The 16,925-nt window shown below is 53.3% G+C and carries 13 protein-coding genes; 6 read left to right on the top strand and 7 right to left on the bottom strand.

The genetic code is table 11. From position 1 onward, the window contains the following. Positions 1–51 precede the first annotated feature (51 nt). Positions 52–927: a carboxylate/amino acid/amine transporter gene (locus tag C9J01_RS14580; RefSeq protein WP_107298896.1), complete on the top strand. Its 876-nt coding sequence runs from the start codon at positions 52–54 to the stop codon at positions 925–927. A gap of 251 nt (positions 928–1,178) precedes the next feature. Here the strand turns inward: C9J01_RS14580 and fre are convergent, their stop codons facing one another. The 6 genes from fre to trxA form a co-directional block, all read right to left on the bottom strand. Continuing rightward, positions 1,179–1,889: an NAD(P)H-flavin reductase gene (fre, locus tag C9J01_RS14575; protein ID WP_107298895.1), complete on the bottom strand. Its 711-nt coding sequence runs from the start codon at positions 1,887–1,889 to the stop codon at positions 1,179–1,181. 9 nt (positions 1,890–1,898) lie between these two features. Next, positions 1,899–2,162: a 2Fe-2S iron-sulfur cluster-binding protein gene (locus C9J01_RS14570; RefSeq protein ID WP_107298894.1), complete on the bottom strand. Its 264-nt coding sequence runs from the start codon at positions 2,160–2,162 to the stop codon at positions 1,899–1,901. Positions 2,163–2,266: 104 nt separating this feature from the next. Beyond that, positions 2,267–4,123 (bottom strand): 4-hydroxy-3-polyprenylbenzoate decarboxylase, encoded by a 1,857-nt coding sequence (gene ubiD, locus C9J01_RS14565; RefSeq protein ID WP_107298893.1) that lies wholly within the window; start codon positions 4,121–4,123, stop codon positions 2,267–2,269. Positions 4,124–4,285: 162 nt separating this feature from the next. Next, positions 4,286–5,317 (bottom strand): hypothetical protein, encoded by a 1,032-nt coding sequence (locus C9J01_RS14560; RefSeq protein ID WP_237156978.1) that lies wholly within the window; start codon positions 5,315–5,317, stop codon positions 4,286–4,288. A gap of 223 nt (positions 5,318–5,540) precedes the next feature. Beyond that, on the bottom strand, positions 5,541–6,806 hold the full coding sequence (gene rho / locus C9J01_RS14555; RefSeq protein WP_107298892.1) for a transcription termination factor Rho: 1,266 nt from the start codon (positions 6,804–6,806) through the stop codon (positions 5,541–5,543). A 196-nt stretch (positions 6,807–7,002) separates the two neighbouring features. Next, positions 7,003–7,329 carry a thioredoxin TrxA gene (gene trxA, locus C9J01_RS14550; protein WP_107298891.1) on the bottom strand — a complete coding sequence of 109 codons (327 nt, stop codon included), beginning with the start codon at positions 7,327–7,329 and terminating at the stop codon, positions 7,003–7,005. Between the two features lie 113 nt (positions 7,330–7,442). On the opposite strand from trxA, the gene rhlB reads away from it, so the two are divergent. Beyond that, positions 7,443–8,747, top strand: coding sequence for an ATP-dependent RNA helicase RhlB (rhlB, locus tag C9J01_RS14545; RefSeq protein ID WP_107298890.1), 1,305 nt, complete (start codon positions 7,443–7,445; stop codon positions 8,745–8,747). Between the two features lie 16 nt (positions 8,748–8,763). Further along, entirely contained in the window at positions 8,764–10,254 is a 1,491-nt protein-coding gene (gppA, locus tag C9J01_RS14540; RefSeq protein ID WP_107298889.1) for a guanosine-5'-triphosphate,3'-diphosphate diphosphatase, read from the top strand. A gap of 64 nt (positions 10,255–10,318) precedes the next feature. Here the strand turns inward: gppA and prlC are convergent, their stop codons facing one another. Continuing rightward, positions 10,319–12,361: an oligopeptidase A gene (gene prlC, locus C9J01_RS14535; RefSeq protein WP_107298888.1), complete on the bottom strand. Its 2,043-nt coding sequence runs from the start codon at positions 12,359–12,361 to the stop codon at positions 10,319–10,321. A gap of 211 nt (positions 12,362–12,572) precedes the next feature. Between prlC and C9J01_RS14530 the strand changes: the two genes are divergently transcribed. The 3 genes from C9J01_RS14530 to C9J01_RS14520 all read left to right on the top strand — a co-directional run bounded on the left by C9J01_RS14530 (position 12,573) and on the right by C9J01_RS14520 (position 16,653). Next, positions 12,573–13,412: a 23S rRNA (adenine(2030)-N(6))-methyltransferase RlmJ gene (locus tag C9J01_RS14530; protein ID WP_107298887.1), complete on the top strand. Its 840-nt coding sequence runs from the start codon at positions 12,573–12,575 to the stop codon at positions 13,410–13,412. 204 nt (positions 13,413–13,616) lie between these two features. Next, positions 13,617–14,972, top strand: a complete 1,356-nt coding sequence (gene gorA / locus C9J01_RS14525; RefSeq protein ID WP_107298886.1) for a glutathione-disulfide reductase — start codon at positions 13,617–13,619, stop codon at positions 14,970–14,972. Positions 14,973–15,288: 316 nt separating this feature from the next. Continuing rightward, the gene (locus C9J01_RS14520) at positions 15,289–16,653 is read left to right on the top strand and encodes a YjiH family protein (protein WP_107298885.1); all 1,365 of its coding nucleotides are present in this window, start codon (positions 15,289–15,291) and stop codon (positions 16,651–16,653) included. Positions 16,654–16,925: the final 272 nt, after the last annotated feature.

The following is a 16,925-nucleotide window of genomic DNA, read 5'->3' as shown; positions in this document are numbered from 1 at the left end:
TTTTTCGCTACACTTGCCCCATCATTCAAATCACTACCCTGAACAACCACTATGGGATATTTATCCGCTGTTACCTTGCTCTGGGCTTTTTCCTTTAGCCTGATCGGGGTTTACCTAGCCGGCCAGGTCGATGCCTGGTTCTCGGTCCTGACCCGCGTCAGCCTAGCTGCCCTGGTCTTCCTGCCATTTTTGCGCCGCCAGTACCTGCACCGCTCGCTGGCGCTCAAGATAATGATGGTTGGCGCATTCCAGCTCGGCATTATGTACTGCTTTTACTACCAGTCTTTCCTCTATTTGAGCGTACCGGAAGTCCTGCTGTTCACCATCTTCACCCCAATCTATGTCACCTTAATCTATGACATGCTGCACCGCCGCTTCTCGGCTTGGTACCTAGCAACCGCAGCTATCGCGGTTTTGGGCGCGGCGGTGATCAAGTTCGAGGGGATCAACGAAGACTTCATTACTGGCTTCCTCATCGTCCAGGGGGCCAACCTGAGCTTTGCCATCGGCCAAGTCGGCTACAAGCGAATCATGGAGCAAGAGCTGCAGGATATCCCCCAGCATACGGTATTTGGCCTGTTCTACCTCGGGGCAGTGTGTGTCGCGCTACCCATGTTCCTACTGTTCGGTAACACCGAGCAGCTACCGACCACCAGCACTCAGTGGGGTATCCTGATCTACCTAGGTACCATCGCCTCTGGCCTTGGCTACTTCCTTTGGAACAAGGGGGCAACCCTAGTCAATGCTGGCGCGCTGGCAATCATGAACAATGCGCTGGTACCGGCGGGCCTTATCGTCAATATCCTGATCTGGAACCGCGATGTCGATCTCGTTCGGTTATCCATCGGCGGGGTAATAATCATCGCCTCGTTGTGGTTCAACGAAACCTGGGTCAAGCGCAAGGTCGCACTGGCAAACGCGGCATAACACGACCTGCAAAAACAACAAAGGCGAACCCGGTGGGTTCGCCTTTTGACGTTTGGTTCTGTGGTTCTGTGGTTCTGTGGTTCTGTGGTTCTGTGGTTCTGTGGTTCTGTGGTTCTGTAAGAAAGCTCGATGGACAAAAGGATACTGTCAAACCGGATAATTCGGTTATTTACCGATATAGCTCACTTTAACCTCACACTCTTACCCCTTAGGACCATAGTACCGCTCTCAAACCATCGGACCGCTTCTCGTTATATAAACGAAAACGCATCGGCGAACATACGCTCGCGCTCGGCACCCTTCTCGGCCGAGAACTGCTCACGCGCCGCACCGGCCATTTCAAAACGGCCACAGATGTAGATGTCATAGGCAGATAGGCAGACAAAGTCATCACTTACCGCTTCCAGCACATTGCCCGTTTTACCTTGCCAGCCTTCTGGTGCACTCTCGACCACAGGGACATAAGTCAAGTTGCTATGCTTATCCGCCAGCGCCTTGAGTTCGTCATTGGCATAGAGCTGGCATTCATCACGGCCGCCCCAGTAGACAAAAATTGGCTGGCTGATACCGCGGCCCAGGCAGTTATCCAAAATACTGCGGACATAAGAGAACCCAGTGCCACCGGCGATCAACAGCAGTGGCTTGTCGCTATCTTCACGCACCCAGGCTTCACCGTGCGGCGCTTCGATTTCAACTGCAGTACCGCCTTCGAGTGCCGCCTTCATGTGCTCGACCACCTCGATAGCATACGGGTTATGCTCGGCCGCCCCGATATGCAGTTCCAACTCCCCTTCGCGACACGGGCTGCTGGCAATAGAAAACGGACGCTTGTCCTTCTCGCCCATCACCGCCAGTAGGTACTGGCCAGCTTTGAATTCAATGTGTTGTTCTGGACGCAGCAGGATACGAAACGTATTACAGGCCAACGGCTCGACGGATGTTACTTCGCATTTGATGGACATTCTCTTCCTCTAATCTAGCTGGAGTACCAAATCACTGTTTGCCATTGCCTGACACGCAAAAATCCAACCTTCGGCCTGCTCCTTCTCGGTGAGCATAGGCTCGAGCTGATAGCGGATCTCCCCTTGCTGCTTACGGCACATGCACATGGCACAGGCACCGACCTGACAGCGGTTGGGAAAGGCAATGCCTGCGTTGAGCGCAGCCTCAAGCAGCGTTTGTTCACCATCGGTAGCAAACGTCACATCATGGGGCAGCAGGCGGACTTGGTACATACTTATGTTCTCACGCCCGGTGTTCAAACCGGGCATTGGTTTATGGTTCTAGCTTTCGAATTTGGCTAGCAAATTCGACGTCTCGGTTTAGCTTACTAGCAAGGTTAACCCAGAATCCCCAGTTCATCCCAGATAGCATCCACTTTGGCAACCACCTCCGCTGACTTGACGATCGGCGTCCCCCATTCGCGGCTTGCTTCACCCGGCAACTTGTTGGTCGCATCGAGGCCAATCCTGGCACCATGCTCTGCAGCTTGGTTGACTATCAGGGTATCGCGACTTGGATCCATCCGGGTGGTTACCGCCCAGATCACATCATTCCAATCACGGGCATCGACATCACCATCACAAGCAATAATAAACTTGGTATCGGTCTTTGTAGCCAACATTGCCCAGATACTATCCATGACCTGCAGGGCCTGACCCTCTCGGTCTTTCTCGATGGTCACTATCACCACGCCAGCAAGCTCTGCTGTTGGGGGTAGGTAGCAATCAATGACTGCCGGGAGCTGCTTGATTTCTTGCTCCAGAGCATGATGGTCCGGCTCGGCTTGTGGGCGGGGGTAAGCCACCGCATTGGCGGTTTCCGCTTCCCACTTGGCCGTTGCATCGAGCCCCATCTTGGACCCCAGACCCACCACCGGTGAGGCAAAGTCCAAGGAGTCTATCGGGGTCTGGTCGATAAACAGGGTGTCACGTACCGGGTCCATATTGCGACCCATCGCAGCAATCACACTCCCCCAATCACGGGTATCGACATCTTCATCCACCACGATGACAAACTTGGTGTACATGAACTGGCGCAGGAAGGACCAGACGCCCATCATCACCCGCTTGGCATGGCCCGGGTACTGTTTCTTCATCGATACCACTGCCATGCGGTAGGAACACCCCTCCGGTGGCAGGTAGAAATCAACAATCTCCGGGAACTGCTTTTGCAAAATAGGCACGAAGACTTCATTCAGCGCGACCCCAAGCACAGCCGGTTCATCAGGCGGACGGCCGGTATAAGTACTGTGGTAGATAGGGTCCTTACGCATGGTTACATGGGTAATCGTGAACACATGGTGGCGCTCGACCTCGTTATAGTAACCAGTATGGTCACCATATGGCCCTTCGTCGGCAAACTCGTTCGGGTCAATATAACCTTCAAGTACAATCTCGGCACTGGCCGGCACTTCAAGGTCATTGGTCAGGCTCTTGACCACTTCACTCTTGCGGCCACGCAACAAGCCGGCGAAGGCATACTCCGACAAAGTATCAGGGATCGGTGTGACGGCACCTAAAATTGTCGCCGGATCGGCACCAAACGCCACACTGACCGGGAAAGGCTTACCGGGATGGGCTTCCATCCAGTCACGCAGATCAAGGGCGCCGCCGCGGTGGGCCAACCAACGCATGATGATCTTGTTCTTGGCAATTTTCTGCTGGCGGTATATCCCAAGGTTCTGGCGCTTTTTGTTTGGCCCCTTGGTGATTGTCAGGCCCCAAGTCAGCAGCGGTGCCACATCATCAGGCCAGCAGCTCATTACCGGAATTTTATCCAAGTCGACGTCATCGCCCTGCCAGACTATGTCTTGACACGGGGCGCTGCGTAGTCGCTTGACAGGCATATTCAGCACCTGCTTGAACACCGGCAGCTTATCCAGCGCTTCGCGGAAACCTTTGGGCGGCTCGGGCTCTTTGAGGTAGGCCAGCAACTTGCCGACTTCCCGCAATTCGCGCACTTCGGTACGCCCCATTCCCATCGCAACACGGCCAGGGGTACCAAACAAGTTGGCCAGTACCGGCACATCGTAGCCAACCGGGTTTTCAAACAACAGCGCCGGTCCGCCGGCACGCAGGGTACGATCACAAATCTCGGTGATCTCCTGATCCGGGTCGACAGGCTGGGTAATGCGCTTGAGCTCACCCTGTTGTTCCAGATAGTCTATGAATTCTCGCAGATCCTTGAACTTCATCGGTTTCGCGGTTACCTATCCTAAATACACCAGCACCCGGCGCTGGTTTCAGTCACCGGGTACAAATAATCATTATCAAAACATTATAACGACTTGTTAACGGTAGGACAGCGGAAAATCCGGCCACTGCGATCCAGCCCTTGCCTGAATATCAGGGCTAGCTTAAGGCAGCTTGGCAACCGCCGAGCGGAAGTTCTTCTGCAACACCTGGCTGCGGCTGACCGAAGCCAGTTGCTCGAGCCAGTCAAGATAGCCGCTGCGGGCGAGTTCGGTAGCCACCAGTTCGCCATCATCGACTTCACTCAGCTTGTCGCTGAGAAAATCCCTGGCAGCCACTGGTAACGGTTTGAGGGTAATGAGCGCACGATAGGCCTGGAGTTTCAATGTCGGGTTTATTGTCGCCGCCATCAACTGCTTAGTCGCATGCGTCTGGGGTGCCAAGGCAGCCAAGCGATTAAGCTCCGCCAAGCTATATTGGTCGCTGCGGCGGCGCCACAGCAAATGATAGACACCTTCATCATCCGACGCCGCGGCAACAGCCGCAATCACCGCATTGTCCGGCAACCATAGCAACTTGTTATCCGAGGTAAATTGCTCAGCCAATGCATCGACGGCTGTCTGTGACAACTGTGGCAACTGGGCAAGGAAGATATCGCGGCGGGTCGCCTGTGTCTGAATATCCCCGGTCAGCCACTGTGAGAGTTGCAGTGCCCCGTCCTCCGCTTGGTCGACCATCTGCTGGGCCAACAACTGCTGCTGCCAGCGGATCACCAAACTGCGGGCCTTGGCACCATAATGAAAAGCCGACTTGGTCACCAGGTAGCCATCACCTTGCTCGACCACATTGAACACCGGCATGCGGCCAGATTGAGCCTCGAGCCAATCGGCTTTGGCTTGATCTAGGCCATCAGGGTTATCCGCATAGTCGATAGCATGGTCAATCAGCTGGCTACGCACCGCTTCTTGCTGCAAGGGGGGCAATGAGGACAGGTGGGTTTCCAACAGGGCAAACTCACTGCTGTCATAGTATTGGTGTAGGGCCGACACCCGGTTTTTGACCTGTAGGGAAGACTGGACTTGCTCAACATCCTGTTGAGAAATTTCAGTTGGCTTGATGGCTACCTGAGCGGTGGCCTGGGCGGCCATCATTCCTGCAGCCAGTAAACCTATCTGCATGCACTTTCCTAGTCGCATGTCACCTCCTTGGTGAAAAAAGATATGTCGGTTATCAGGATCATCCCAATCCAAAATCACATGTTGATAACAAACACAGTATATCGATCTATCGGGGTCAATTACCAGCAAAGCCACAATTGAACAACGATCAATTAAGAATGCCAGTGTACCAAAAATAAAAAACGCCACAAGTTGCGGCGTTTTTCAAAACTGTGAGTCAAGCAGCAATAACTGCTACAGACTACGACTTCTGGCGACGCATCGCGTCAAAGAACTCGTCGTTGGTCTTGGTCATCGATAGCTTGTCGATCAGGAATTCCATGCTATCGGTCTCACCCATTGGGTGAACAATCTTACGCAGGATCCACATCTTCTGCAGTTCGTCAGATTTCGCCAGTAGCTCTTCACGACGGGTACCAGAGCGGTTGAAGTCAATTGCCGGGAAGACACGCTTTTCAGCGATCTTACGGGATAGGTGCAGTTCCATGTTACCTGTACCCTTGAATTCTTCGTAGATAACTTCATCCATCTTAGAGCCGGTATCAACCAGTGCCGTTGCGATGATAGTCAGGCTGCCGCCCTCTTCTACGTTACGTGCCGCACCGAAGAAACGCTTCGGACGGTGCAGGGCGTTAGCATCCACACCACCGGTCAGGACTTTGCCTGATGACGGGATCACGGTGTTGTAGGCACGAGCCAGACGAGTGATAGAGTCAAGCAGGATCACAACGTCTTTCTTGTGCTCAACTAGGCGCTTAGCCTTCTCGATCACCATCTCAGCAACCTGTACGTGGCGCGATGCTGGCTCATCGAAAGTCGATGCAACAACTTCACCCTTAACCAGGCGCTGCATCTCGGTCACTTCTTCCGGACGTTCGTCGATCAGCAATACCATCAACTCACACTCAGGGTGGTTGTAGGCAATGCTCTGGGCAATGTTCTGCAGCAACATGGTTTTACCCGCTTTCGGCGGAGCAACAATCAAACCACGCTGGCCTTTACCGATTGGCGAAGCCAGATCCAGTACACGGGCCGTGATGTCTTCAGTCGAACCGTTACCGCGCTCCATGCGCATACGCTCGTTGGCATGCAGCGGCGTCAAGTTTTCAAACAAGATCTTATTACGCGCGTTATCAGGCTTGTCGTAGTTAACCTCGTTAACCTTCAGCAGGGCAAAGTAGCGCTCACCGTCTTTCGGTGGGCGGATCTTGCCGGCAATTGTGTCACCAGTGCGAAGGTTGAAACGGCGGATTTGGCTAGGAGAAACGTAGATATCATCTGGACCGGCGAGGTAAGAACTGTCTGCAGAGCGGAGGAAGCCGAAGCCATCTTGAAGGATTTCTAGAACACCATCGCCAAAAATGTCCTCACCACTTTTCGCATGCTGTTTGAGAATTGCAAAGATGATGTCTTGTTTTCTCAAACGCGCCAGGTTTTCCAGTCCTAAGCTTTCGCCAAGCGCAACCAACTTAGAAATAGGTTGGTTCTTCAGTTCAGTTAGATTCATAGTGGTGGGTTTCTTGTCAGTCAAAATTGGGGTTCTATGTTAATTGAGATAAAGCTGACCAATGGGGCTGGTCAAGGAATGAACAGAATTACAATTTACGTGCAATAAGTTAGCACTAAAGATCTCATCCGTCTAGCATAGACGCAAGTCAAACCATGCACAACGAGAAATTGTGCACGGTTCGAAGCAGAGTTGCTTATAGGTTCGCGTCTAGGAACTCTTTAAGCTGGCTCTTTGACAGGGCACCCACTTTGGTTGCCGCTACGCCGCCGTCTTTGAACAGCAACAGTGTTGGGATACCACGGATACCGAATTTTGGTGGTGTCGCTGCATTCTGGTCGATATTCAATTTACCGATAGTCAGCTTGCCTTCGTACTCGTCCGCGATTTCATCAAGAATTGGGGCAATCATTTTGCAAGGACCACACCATTCAGCCCAAAAATCGACTAGTACCGGGCCTGCAGCAGTAATTACATCGCTTTCGAAACTTGCGTCTGTCAGCTGCACAATCTTGTCGCTCATCTTCCACTCCAATGGTTGATTTTGTTAGCTGATTTGATTTTAACCAGCAAATCGATGCCCTATTTGAATGGAATCCGTTTCGTATTGCAACCCTAAGCTGATATTCTATACGAATGAAGACGACTCACATCACAGAGCAAAAATTTGCCGACCTGGGTTTAGAACCTCGGGTTTTACAAGGATTGGAAGCCAAAGGTTTCCATAATTGTACGCCGATCCAGGCGCTGGCATTGCCGGTAGTGCTCTCCGGCCGTGACATTGCTGGTCAGGCTCAAACAGGCACAGGGAAAACCCTGGCTTTCCTGACCGCGACTTTCAACCACTTGCTGCTAACCCCGGCAAAAGAGGAGCGTAAGCAAAACCATCCTCGTGCCATTATTATGGCACCAACTCGTGAGCTAGCGATCCAGATTTACAACGATGCCAAGCCGTTGATCGAAAGCACCGGCCTAACCGCGGGCCTAGCCTACGGTGGCGAAGCCTACGAGAAACAGCAGAAGAAGCTTGAAGCTGGCGTAGATATCCTGATTGGTACCTGTGGCCGTATCATTGATTTCTACAAGCAGCGCGTGATTGACCTACGCTCTATCCAGGCTGTGGTACTCGACGAAGCCGACCGTATGTTCGACCTTGGCTTTATCAAGGATATCCGTTTCTTGTTCCGCCGTATGCCGGCACCGCAGGACCGCCTGAACATGCTGTTCTCGGCAACCCTGTCTTACCGCGTGAAAGAGTTGGCGTTCGAGCACATGAACTCGCCTGAAAGCGTTGTCGTCGAGCCTGAGCAGAAGACTGGCCACCGTATCCAGGAAGAGCTGTTCTACCCATCGAACCAAGACAAGATGCGCCTGCTGCAAAGCTTGCTGGAAGAAGAATGGCCAGACCGCGCTATCGTGTTTGCCAACACCAAGCACCGCTGTGAAGATATCTGGGCCCACCTGGCCGCAGACAAACACCGCGTTGGCTTGCTAACCGGTGATGTACCGCAGAAGAAGCGTGTCCGCATTCTGGAGCAATTCACCCAAGGTGAAGTTGATATCCTGGTGGCAACCGATGTTGCAGCCCGTGGCCTGCACATCCCTCAGGTAACCCACGTATTCAACTACGACCTACCTGACGATGCCGAAGACTACGTCCACCGTATCGGCCGTACCGGTCGTGCTGGTGCCAGCGGCCATTCGATCAGCTTTGCCTGTGAAGAGTACGCTATCAACCTGCCGGCTATCGAAACCTACATCGAGCACGCCATTCCGCTGTCGAAGTACGATCCGGAAGCCCTGCTAGATGATCTGCCGCCGCCAATCAGCGTACCACGCTCACCACGCCAAGGTGGCAACCGCCGCAGTGGTGGTTCACAGCGCCAGGGACAGTCGCGCCAGCGTAACCGTCGCCGTCCGCAGCAGAACAAACAGCAGTAAAAAGAAAGATATGCCTATGGAAAGAACAGTATCACCCTTGTACGCCGCCATTGACCTTGGCTCCAACAGTTTCCACATGTGGATTGTCAGGGAGGTCGCAGGCACCGTCCAGACCCTGGCCAAGATCAAGCGTAAAGTCCGCCTGGCTGCCGGCCTCAACAGCGAAAACGAGCTGAGTATTGAGGCAATGCAACGGGGGTGGGACTGCCTCAGCCTATTTGCCGAACGCCTGCAGGATATTCCGGCAAGCAATATCCGCATTGTCGGTACCGCAGCACTGCGTACCGCCGTCAATGCCGAGGCCTTTCTTTCCAAAGCCGAGACCATTCTCGGCTACCCGGTCGATATCATTCCTGGCGAAGAAGAAGCCCGGATCATCTACCAAGGGGTTGCCCATACCTCAGGCGGTTGTGGCAAGCGCTTGGTTGTCGATATCGGCGGGGCTAGCACCGAGGTCATCATTGGTGAGGGGTTTGATGCCAGTGCCCTGACCAGCCTCAAAATCGGTTGTGTCACCTGGCTTGAGCGCTATTTCAAAGACCGCTACCTCACCGAAGCCAACTTCGATGCCGCGATCGCCGCTGCCAAGGCAGCCATTGCCCCCATTGTCGAGCAATACCAGACATTGGGCTGGCAGACCTGTGTCGGTGCCAGTGGCACAGTTCAGGCCTTGCAGGAAATCATGCTGGCGCAGGGGATGGATGAAATCATTACCCTGCAAAAGCTCAAGCGGATGCAGCGCCAGGCCATGCAGTACGAGCGCCTTGAGGATCTCGATATCGAAGGGTTGACCCTAGAGCGTGCCCTGGTGTTCCCGAGCGGCCTGTCTATCCTGATCGCGATTTTCGAATCACTGGGTATCGAGTCTATGACCCTTGCCGGTGGCGCCCTGCGCGAAGGCATGGTGTACGAGATGATGAGCCAGATGCGCCACAACGATGTCCGTGAGCGTACCTTACAGAGCCTGCAAACCCGCTTCCAGCTCGACAGTATCCATGCCGGCAATGTCGGTGACACTGCCCGTGCCCTGCTGGCCAGCTGCCTGTCAGAATGGAAGCCAGAGCCACAAGCACACTACCTGCTTGATGCCAGTACTGCCCTGCATGAAATCGGCACCATGATCGAGTTCAAGAAGAGTGGCGAACATGCGGCCTACCTGATCCACCATAGCGATCTACCCGGCTTCACCCGTGCCCAGAAGCACCTCATCGGTGAGTTGCTACGCCGCTACCGCGAGAACTTGACCAGCCTGCCGGAGCAACATGCCCTGTCGGCGCAAAGTGCGACCCGACTGCTACGCTTGTTGCGCCTGGCCGTGATCCTCTGCCACCGCCGGGACAGTAGCCACCAGCCGCCATTCACTCTGCAGGCCGAAGACAACGCCTTGAGCCTATCACTGCCTGCCAGTTGGCTGGCGGCCAACCCGTTGACCAATGCCGAACTGCAGCAGGAAGCCACCCGCCAAAGCGACATGGGCTGGCCACTGAGCATCATCGCCAGCGAGTAACCTGCACCACGTATAAAAAAAGCACCCCTCGGGGTGCTTTTTTATTGCCAGTCAAAGACCACAATTAGCCGGTGATACCGCTATGGCGCAGCAATGCATCGATCTGCGGCTCACGGCCACGGAAGCGCTTGAACAAGTCCATCGGCTCCTCGCTGCCGCCGCGCTCGAGGATACAGTCTAGGAAATCGGCACCGGTCTGGGTGTTGAAGATCCCCTCTTCCTCGAAACGCGAGTACGCATCCGACGACAGGACCTCGGCCCACAGGTAGCTGTAATAACCCGCGCTATATCCACCCGCGAAGATATGGCTGAAGCTATGTGGGAAACGACCGAATTCTGGGCTTGGAACCACTGACACGCGGGATTTGATATCCGCCAGCGTATCTAGCACCTTGGCACCCACTTCAGGGTCGTACTCGGTGTACAGGGTAAAGTCGAATAGGCCGAACTCCAACTGGCGCAGGATCCCCATCGCCGACTGGAAGTTCTTGGCAGCCAGCATCTTATCCAGCATTTCTTTTGGCAGTGGTTCGCCGGTCTCGTAATGGCCAGAAATGAAAGCCAATGCCTCTTCTTCCCAGCACCAGTTTTCCAGGAACTGGCTTGGTAGCTCAACCGCATCCCAAGGCACACCGTTGATACCCGAGACCGCCGGAACTTCAATCTGGGTCAGCATATGATGGATACCGTGGCCGGTTTCATGGAACAGGGTGACCACCTCGTCATGGGTAAACAGTGCTGGCTTGCCACCCACAGGTTTGTTGAAGTTACAGGTCAGGTAAGCGACCGGCGCCTGCAGACTACCGTCCTGGCGGTTACGGCGGACCATACACTCATCCATCCATGCCCCGCCTCGTTTGTGTTCGCGGGCATACAGGTCGAGGTAGAAACTGCCACGCAGTTCGCCTTGGGCATCGAAGATATCGTAAAACTTCACCGACTCGTGCCAGGTATCAACGCCTGTGCGCTCTTTGACGTCCATACCGAAGACGCGCTTTAGTACCTCGAACAGGCCAGCAACAACTTTCTGCTCAGGGAAATAAGGACGCAACTGCTCGTCAGAAATGCTGTAGCGGTGCTGCTTGAGCTTCTCGGCATAGAAGGCGAAATCCCATGGTTCCAGCGCTTCAGCACCAAACTCGGCACGGGCATATTCACGCAACTCGGCAACTTCACGCTCACCCTGCGGCTTGGCGCGGCTAGCCAGATCGTTCAAGAAGCCCAATACCTGATCAGTCGACTCTGCCATCTTGGTCGCCAGGGATTTTTCACTGTAGGTATTAAAACCCAGCAGGCGGGCGATTTCGTGGGTTAGCTTAAGCTTCTCGGCAATGATTTCGCTGTTATCCCACTTGCCGGCATTTGGTCCGCGGTCTGAAGCGCGGGTCACAAACGCTTCATACATCTCCTGGCGCAGTTCACGGTTTTCACAGTAAGTCATCACCGGCAGGTAAGACGGGATATCTAAGGTGAACAGGTAGCCTTCTTGCTCCTTGGCCTCGGCTGTTGCCTTTGCAGCCTGTAGGGCAGACTCCGGCAAACCGCCAAGCTCAGACTCATCGGTGACCAACTTGCTCCAGCCCATAGTGGCATCAAGCACATTATTGCTAAATGAAGAAGACAGCTCAGACAAGCGCTTGCTGATCTCACCATAGCGGTGCTGCTCTTTGGCTGGCAAGCCAATACCCGACAGCTCAAAATCTTTCAGCGCATCAGTGATCGACTTTTGCTGGGCTTGGCTCAACCCGGCAAAGCTATCATCGGCTTTGATCGCTTTGAATGCTTCGTAAAGGCCTTTGTGCTGACCCACCCAGGTACCATAGTCCGATAACATCGGCAGGCAACTCTCGTAAGCTTCACGCAACTCGTTGCTGTTTTTCACGGCGTTGAGGTGGCCTACCGGCGACCAGATGCGGCTCAGGCGATCGTCAGTTTCAGCCAACGGAACACAAATTGATTCCCAGCTTGGCGGTGTATCAGACGCCAGCACTTGCTCCACGGCAGCCCGGCAGTCATCAATTGCCTGCTCAACAGCAGGTTTGACATGCTCAGGTTGGATAAGCGAGAACGGAGGCAGGCCCGTCATCGAAAGTAGTGGGTTGGTCATGCGCAATTCCTTAAATTGGTTATCCATTAATAAATGCGTCTTTGGGAGGCTAATTTCAATCCTTTCATTACGCTAAATCGTCATTGTACAGTCTAATAGTAAACTAGATCTCAGTGCCGAAGCGGGAAAGTCATCACGCCTACTGGCTATTCGCAGCCAATTGGCGATAATACTGGCCCTTATTTATTCCTATTCTGTCGAGATCCCAGCCATGCTGAGCTACCGCCATAGTTTCCACGCCGGCAACCATGCCGATGTGGTCAAGCACATTGTCCAGAGCCTGATCCTGGATGCCCTGAAACAAAAGGAAAAACCCTTCGTTTACCACGATACCCACTCAGGTGTCGGCCGTTACGACCTTCAGGATGAGCGCAGTGAAAAAACTGGCGAGTTCAAGCAAGGCATTGCCCGGATCTGGCAGCGTGACGATATCCCAGCAGAGATCGCCAGCTATATCGATGCCATCAAGGTACTCAATGACAGTGATGAGCTGCGCTATTACCCGGGCTCTCCCAAAGTTGCCCGCGCCCAGATCCGCGAGCAGGACCGCATGGTACTGACCGAGCTGCATCCAAGTGACTTCCCGCTTCTGCTGCAGGAGTTCCGTGGTGACCGCCAGGTCAGGATCTACAAAGAGGATGCCTTCGCCCGCCTCAAGGGGAGCCTGCCGCCTAAAGAGCGCCGTGGTGTAGTATTAATCGACCCACCGTACGAGCTAAAGCACGAGTATATGGATGTGGTTAAGGCCATTAAAGAAAGCTACAAGCGCTGGGCAACCGGCACTTACGCTATCTGGTACCCGGTGGTTTACCGCGAGAACATCGACAAGATGCTCAAGGGGCTGGAAGATCTCGGCATCCGTAAGATTTTGCAAATCGAACTCGGCGTCGAGCCGGATACTGAAGAGCGCGGCATGACAGCATCGGGCATGATAGTGATCAACCCGCCGTGGAAGCTAGAAGGCCAAATGCAGGCAATCCTGCCTTGGCTAAAAGACGCCATCGCCCCCAACCACGGCCACTATAAAGTGGAATGGGTGGTACCGGAGTAAGCACAGCAATCCAGCGCTAACTCATTAATAAATAACAAAAGGTGGCGTCAGCCACCTTTTTGCTATGGCCTAGCCAATTTCCCTTTCCTTTGATATCACGCAATAAATGCTGTGTGTTTATCGACCACCCCCTCTCGTAACTACCGCTTTTCTTGATTACACTAGGCTCAGCCATAAAATAAGATAATGAATTGGAGTAAAGTCATGGCAAAGCATTTTGATTACATCTGTATCGGTGGTGGTAGCGGCGGTATTGCATCAGCCAACCGTGCGGCAATGTACGGCGCCAAAGTCGCATTGGTTGAAGCCAAAGCGCTGGGCGGTACCTGTGTCAACGTGGGTTGTGTGCCGAAAAAGGTAATGTGGCACGGTGCCCAAATTGCAGAAGCAATGCACCTGTACGCTAAAGACTACGGTTTTGATGTCGATGTCAAAGGCCTTGACTGGGGCAAACTGGTTGAGAGCCGCGAAGCCTACATCAGCCGTATCCACACCGCCTACGACAATGTCCTTGGCAACAACAAAATCGAAGTGATCAACGGCTTTGCTAAGTTTGTTGACGCCAAAACTATCGAAGTTAATGGCGAGCACTACACTGCTGACCATATCCTGATCGCTGTTGGCGGCGAGCCAACCATCCCGAACGTACCGGGTGCCGAGCACGGTATCGACTCTAATGGTTTCTTCGAACTAAACGAACAGCCAAAACGCACCGCCGTTGTTGGTGCAGGCTACATTGCGGTTGAGATTGCAGGCGTACTCAGCGCGCTAGGCACCGACACCCACCTGTTTGTCCGTAAAGAATCACCACTGCGCAGCTTTGACCCGATGATCATCGACACCTTGGTTGAGGTGATGGACAAAGAAGGCCCGACACTGCACACCCATAGTGTACCAAAAGAAGTGGTCAAGGAAGCTGACGGTACTATCACCCTGCACTTCGAAAACGGTGAATCACACAACACTGACGTACTGATCTGGGCGATTGGCCGTAAGCCAACCACCGACAAGATCAACCTTGCAGCCACGGGCGTTGAAACCAACGACCGTGGCTACATCAAGGTTGACGAGTACCAGCAAACCAATGTTGACGGCATCTACTGTGTCGGTGACATCATGGAAGGTGGTATCGAGCTAACACCTGTAGCCGTCAAAGCTGGCCGCCAGCTATCCGAGCGCCTGTTCAACAACAAGCCAGACGCCAAGATGGATTACAAGCTGGTTCCAACCGTGGTGTTCAGCCACCCACCAATCGGCACTATCGGCGTGACTGAGCCTGAAGCAATTGCCCAGTACGGCGAAGAGAACGTTAAGGTCTACCAATCTGGCTTTACCGCGATGTACACAGCCGTCACTTCACACCGCCAGCCATGTAAGATGAAACTGGTTTGTGCAGGCCCTGACGAGAAAGTCGTTGGCCTACACGGCATCGGCTACACCGTGGATGAAATGATCCAGGGCTTCGGCGTTGCAATGAAGATGGGCGCAACCAAAGCAGACTTCGACTCTGTTGTGGCTATCCACCCTACTGGCTCTGAAGAGTTTGTTACCATGCGTTAATCATGGTTGTGCTGCGAGCACATCAATTAACCGAGAAAAGGAGCGATCTTCGCTCCTTTTTTATTGCCTCTTTGCTGTGACTTGGATTGCAGAACATGCAGCGGCCTCTCAAGCACCGACAGGATCCTAAACCATAAATATCGTCCTATAGCGGATAATAATGAATAAAAGCGCAGATATCGGCGAAAATAATTCCATTTCAAGGTGAAAAACTGTAATCTTGCCCGACCTGATTATGGAAGATCAGTGAATATTTATTCCACAGAGAATAGAGCATTTATTTACTCTTAGCTTATCAATCAGTTAAAGGCCAAATATGCAGGATCAGGTTATTTCCCAAAACGGTAAAAAGAGCCCATGGCTCATGTTCCTCCTACCGTCGCTCCTCGGTGTCTTCCTTTTCATGGCACCTATCAGTTATCAGGATTCTCTGACAATCCCTATCGCTATTCTGGCCAAATCGGTTCAGGCATTGTTTGATGGCATGCTGCCAGCCATGGTGACCTTCGTGATCGCCCTAACCGGTGTCGCATCGATCGCTACCAAGCTTTTGAAACCAAAAGCTGTACTAGAGAGTGGCTTTCTGAGCGGCTTACTCAACCCGTCACTGCCTTGGTTCGTGGTCCAGCAGCTGGGCGCGATTTTTGTCGTGATGACCTATTTTGGCATCGGCCCTGAGATGATCCACCATGGTGATACCGGCGGCTTGGTTCTAAATGATCTATTACCGGTACTCTTTTCTGTCTTCCTTTTTGCCGGTTTGCTACTGCCACTGCTACTGAACTTTGGCCTACTGGAGTTCGTTGGTGCCCTGTTCACCCGCGTAATGCGCCCGCTATTCAACCTTCCGGGCCGTTCGGCAGTAAACTGTATCGCCTCTTGGCTGGGTGACGGCAGTGTTGGCGTGCTGATGACCAGCAAGCAGTACGAGAGCAAAATCTATACCGAGCGTGAAGCTGCTGTTATTGGTACCACTTTCACCGCGGTATCTATTACGTTTACCCTAGTCGTCATTGCCCAAGTAAACCTTGAGCATATGTTTGCCCCGTTCTACCTAACAGTGTGCCTTGCAGGCTTGGCAGCGGCGGTGATTGTCCCTCGCCTACCACCACTATCGTGGAAGAAAGACCGCTACATCGATGGCCAACAGCTTGAGGGCGATATCGAAGCCCTACCGGAAGGCAAGACCGTAATCGGTTTTGGCCTTGAGCAAGCGCTGGAGAAAGCCTCACAGGTGAAAAGCCTGCGTAGCATGGTCGTCGAAGGGGTGAAGAACGCGATTGATATGATTTTCGGCGTACTGCCTGTCGTGATGGCGATTGGTACCATTGCCCTAGTGATTGCCGAGAACACACCGGTATTTAGCCTACTTGGCCAACCGTTTATCCCGTTCCTCGAGTTGCTGCGCATCCCAGAGGCAGCAGCAGCTTCCGAGACTATCGTGGTTGGCTTTGCCGATATGTTCCTGCCGTCTATCCTGGCATCGGGTATCGAGAGCGACCTAACCCGCTTTGTGATTGCAGCAATGTCGGTGACCCAGCTGATCTACATGTCGGAAATAGGCGCCCTGCTGATCGGCAGCAAAATCCCGGTCAAGCCGTGGGAGCTGTTCATGATCTTCATCCTGCGTACCCTGGTGACCCTGCCAGTCATCGCAATGATGGCGCACATCTTCTTCTGATAGCAAACGCTACCAAATACAACTAAAGCCAGCGCACCGTCGCTGGCTTTTTTGTATCCCAAATCCCGTCGCAAAAGAACGGCGCATTGGCTGGACTTTACGGGGGTCATATCACTCTAGCCTCTAGCCTCTAGCCTCTAGCCTCTGAAGTGACCCCCTAAAAGTAGACACCTCTTTATTAGGAATAAGAGGTGATTATATGAAAGTTGTTACTAGACGAAGCTTTACCGACGAATTCAAGCTTGCTGCAGTTCAAGAATCTATCGATTCCC

Origin of the sequence: Photobacterium rosenbergii (genome assembly GCF_003026455.1) — a bacterium.
GTDB classification, from domain to species: Bacteria; Pseudomonadota; Gammaproteobacteria; order Enterobacterales; family Vibrionaceae; genus Photobacterium; species Photobacterium rosenbergii.
The sequence above is the reverse complement of the archived record's forward strand: the minus strand, read 5'-3'. Positions and strand labels throughout refer to the sequence as shown.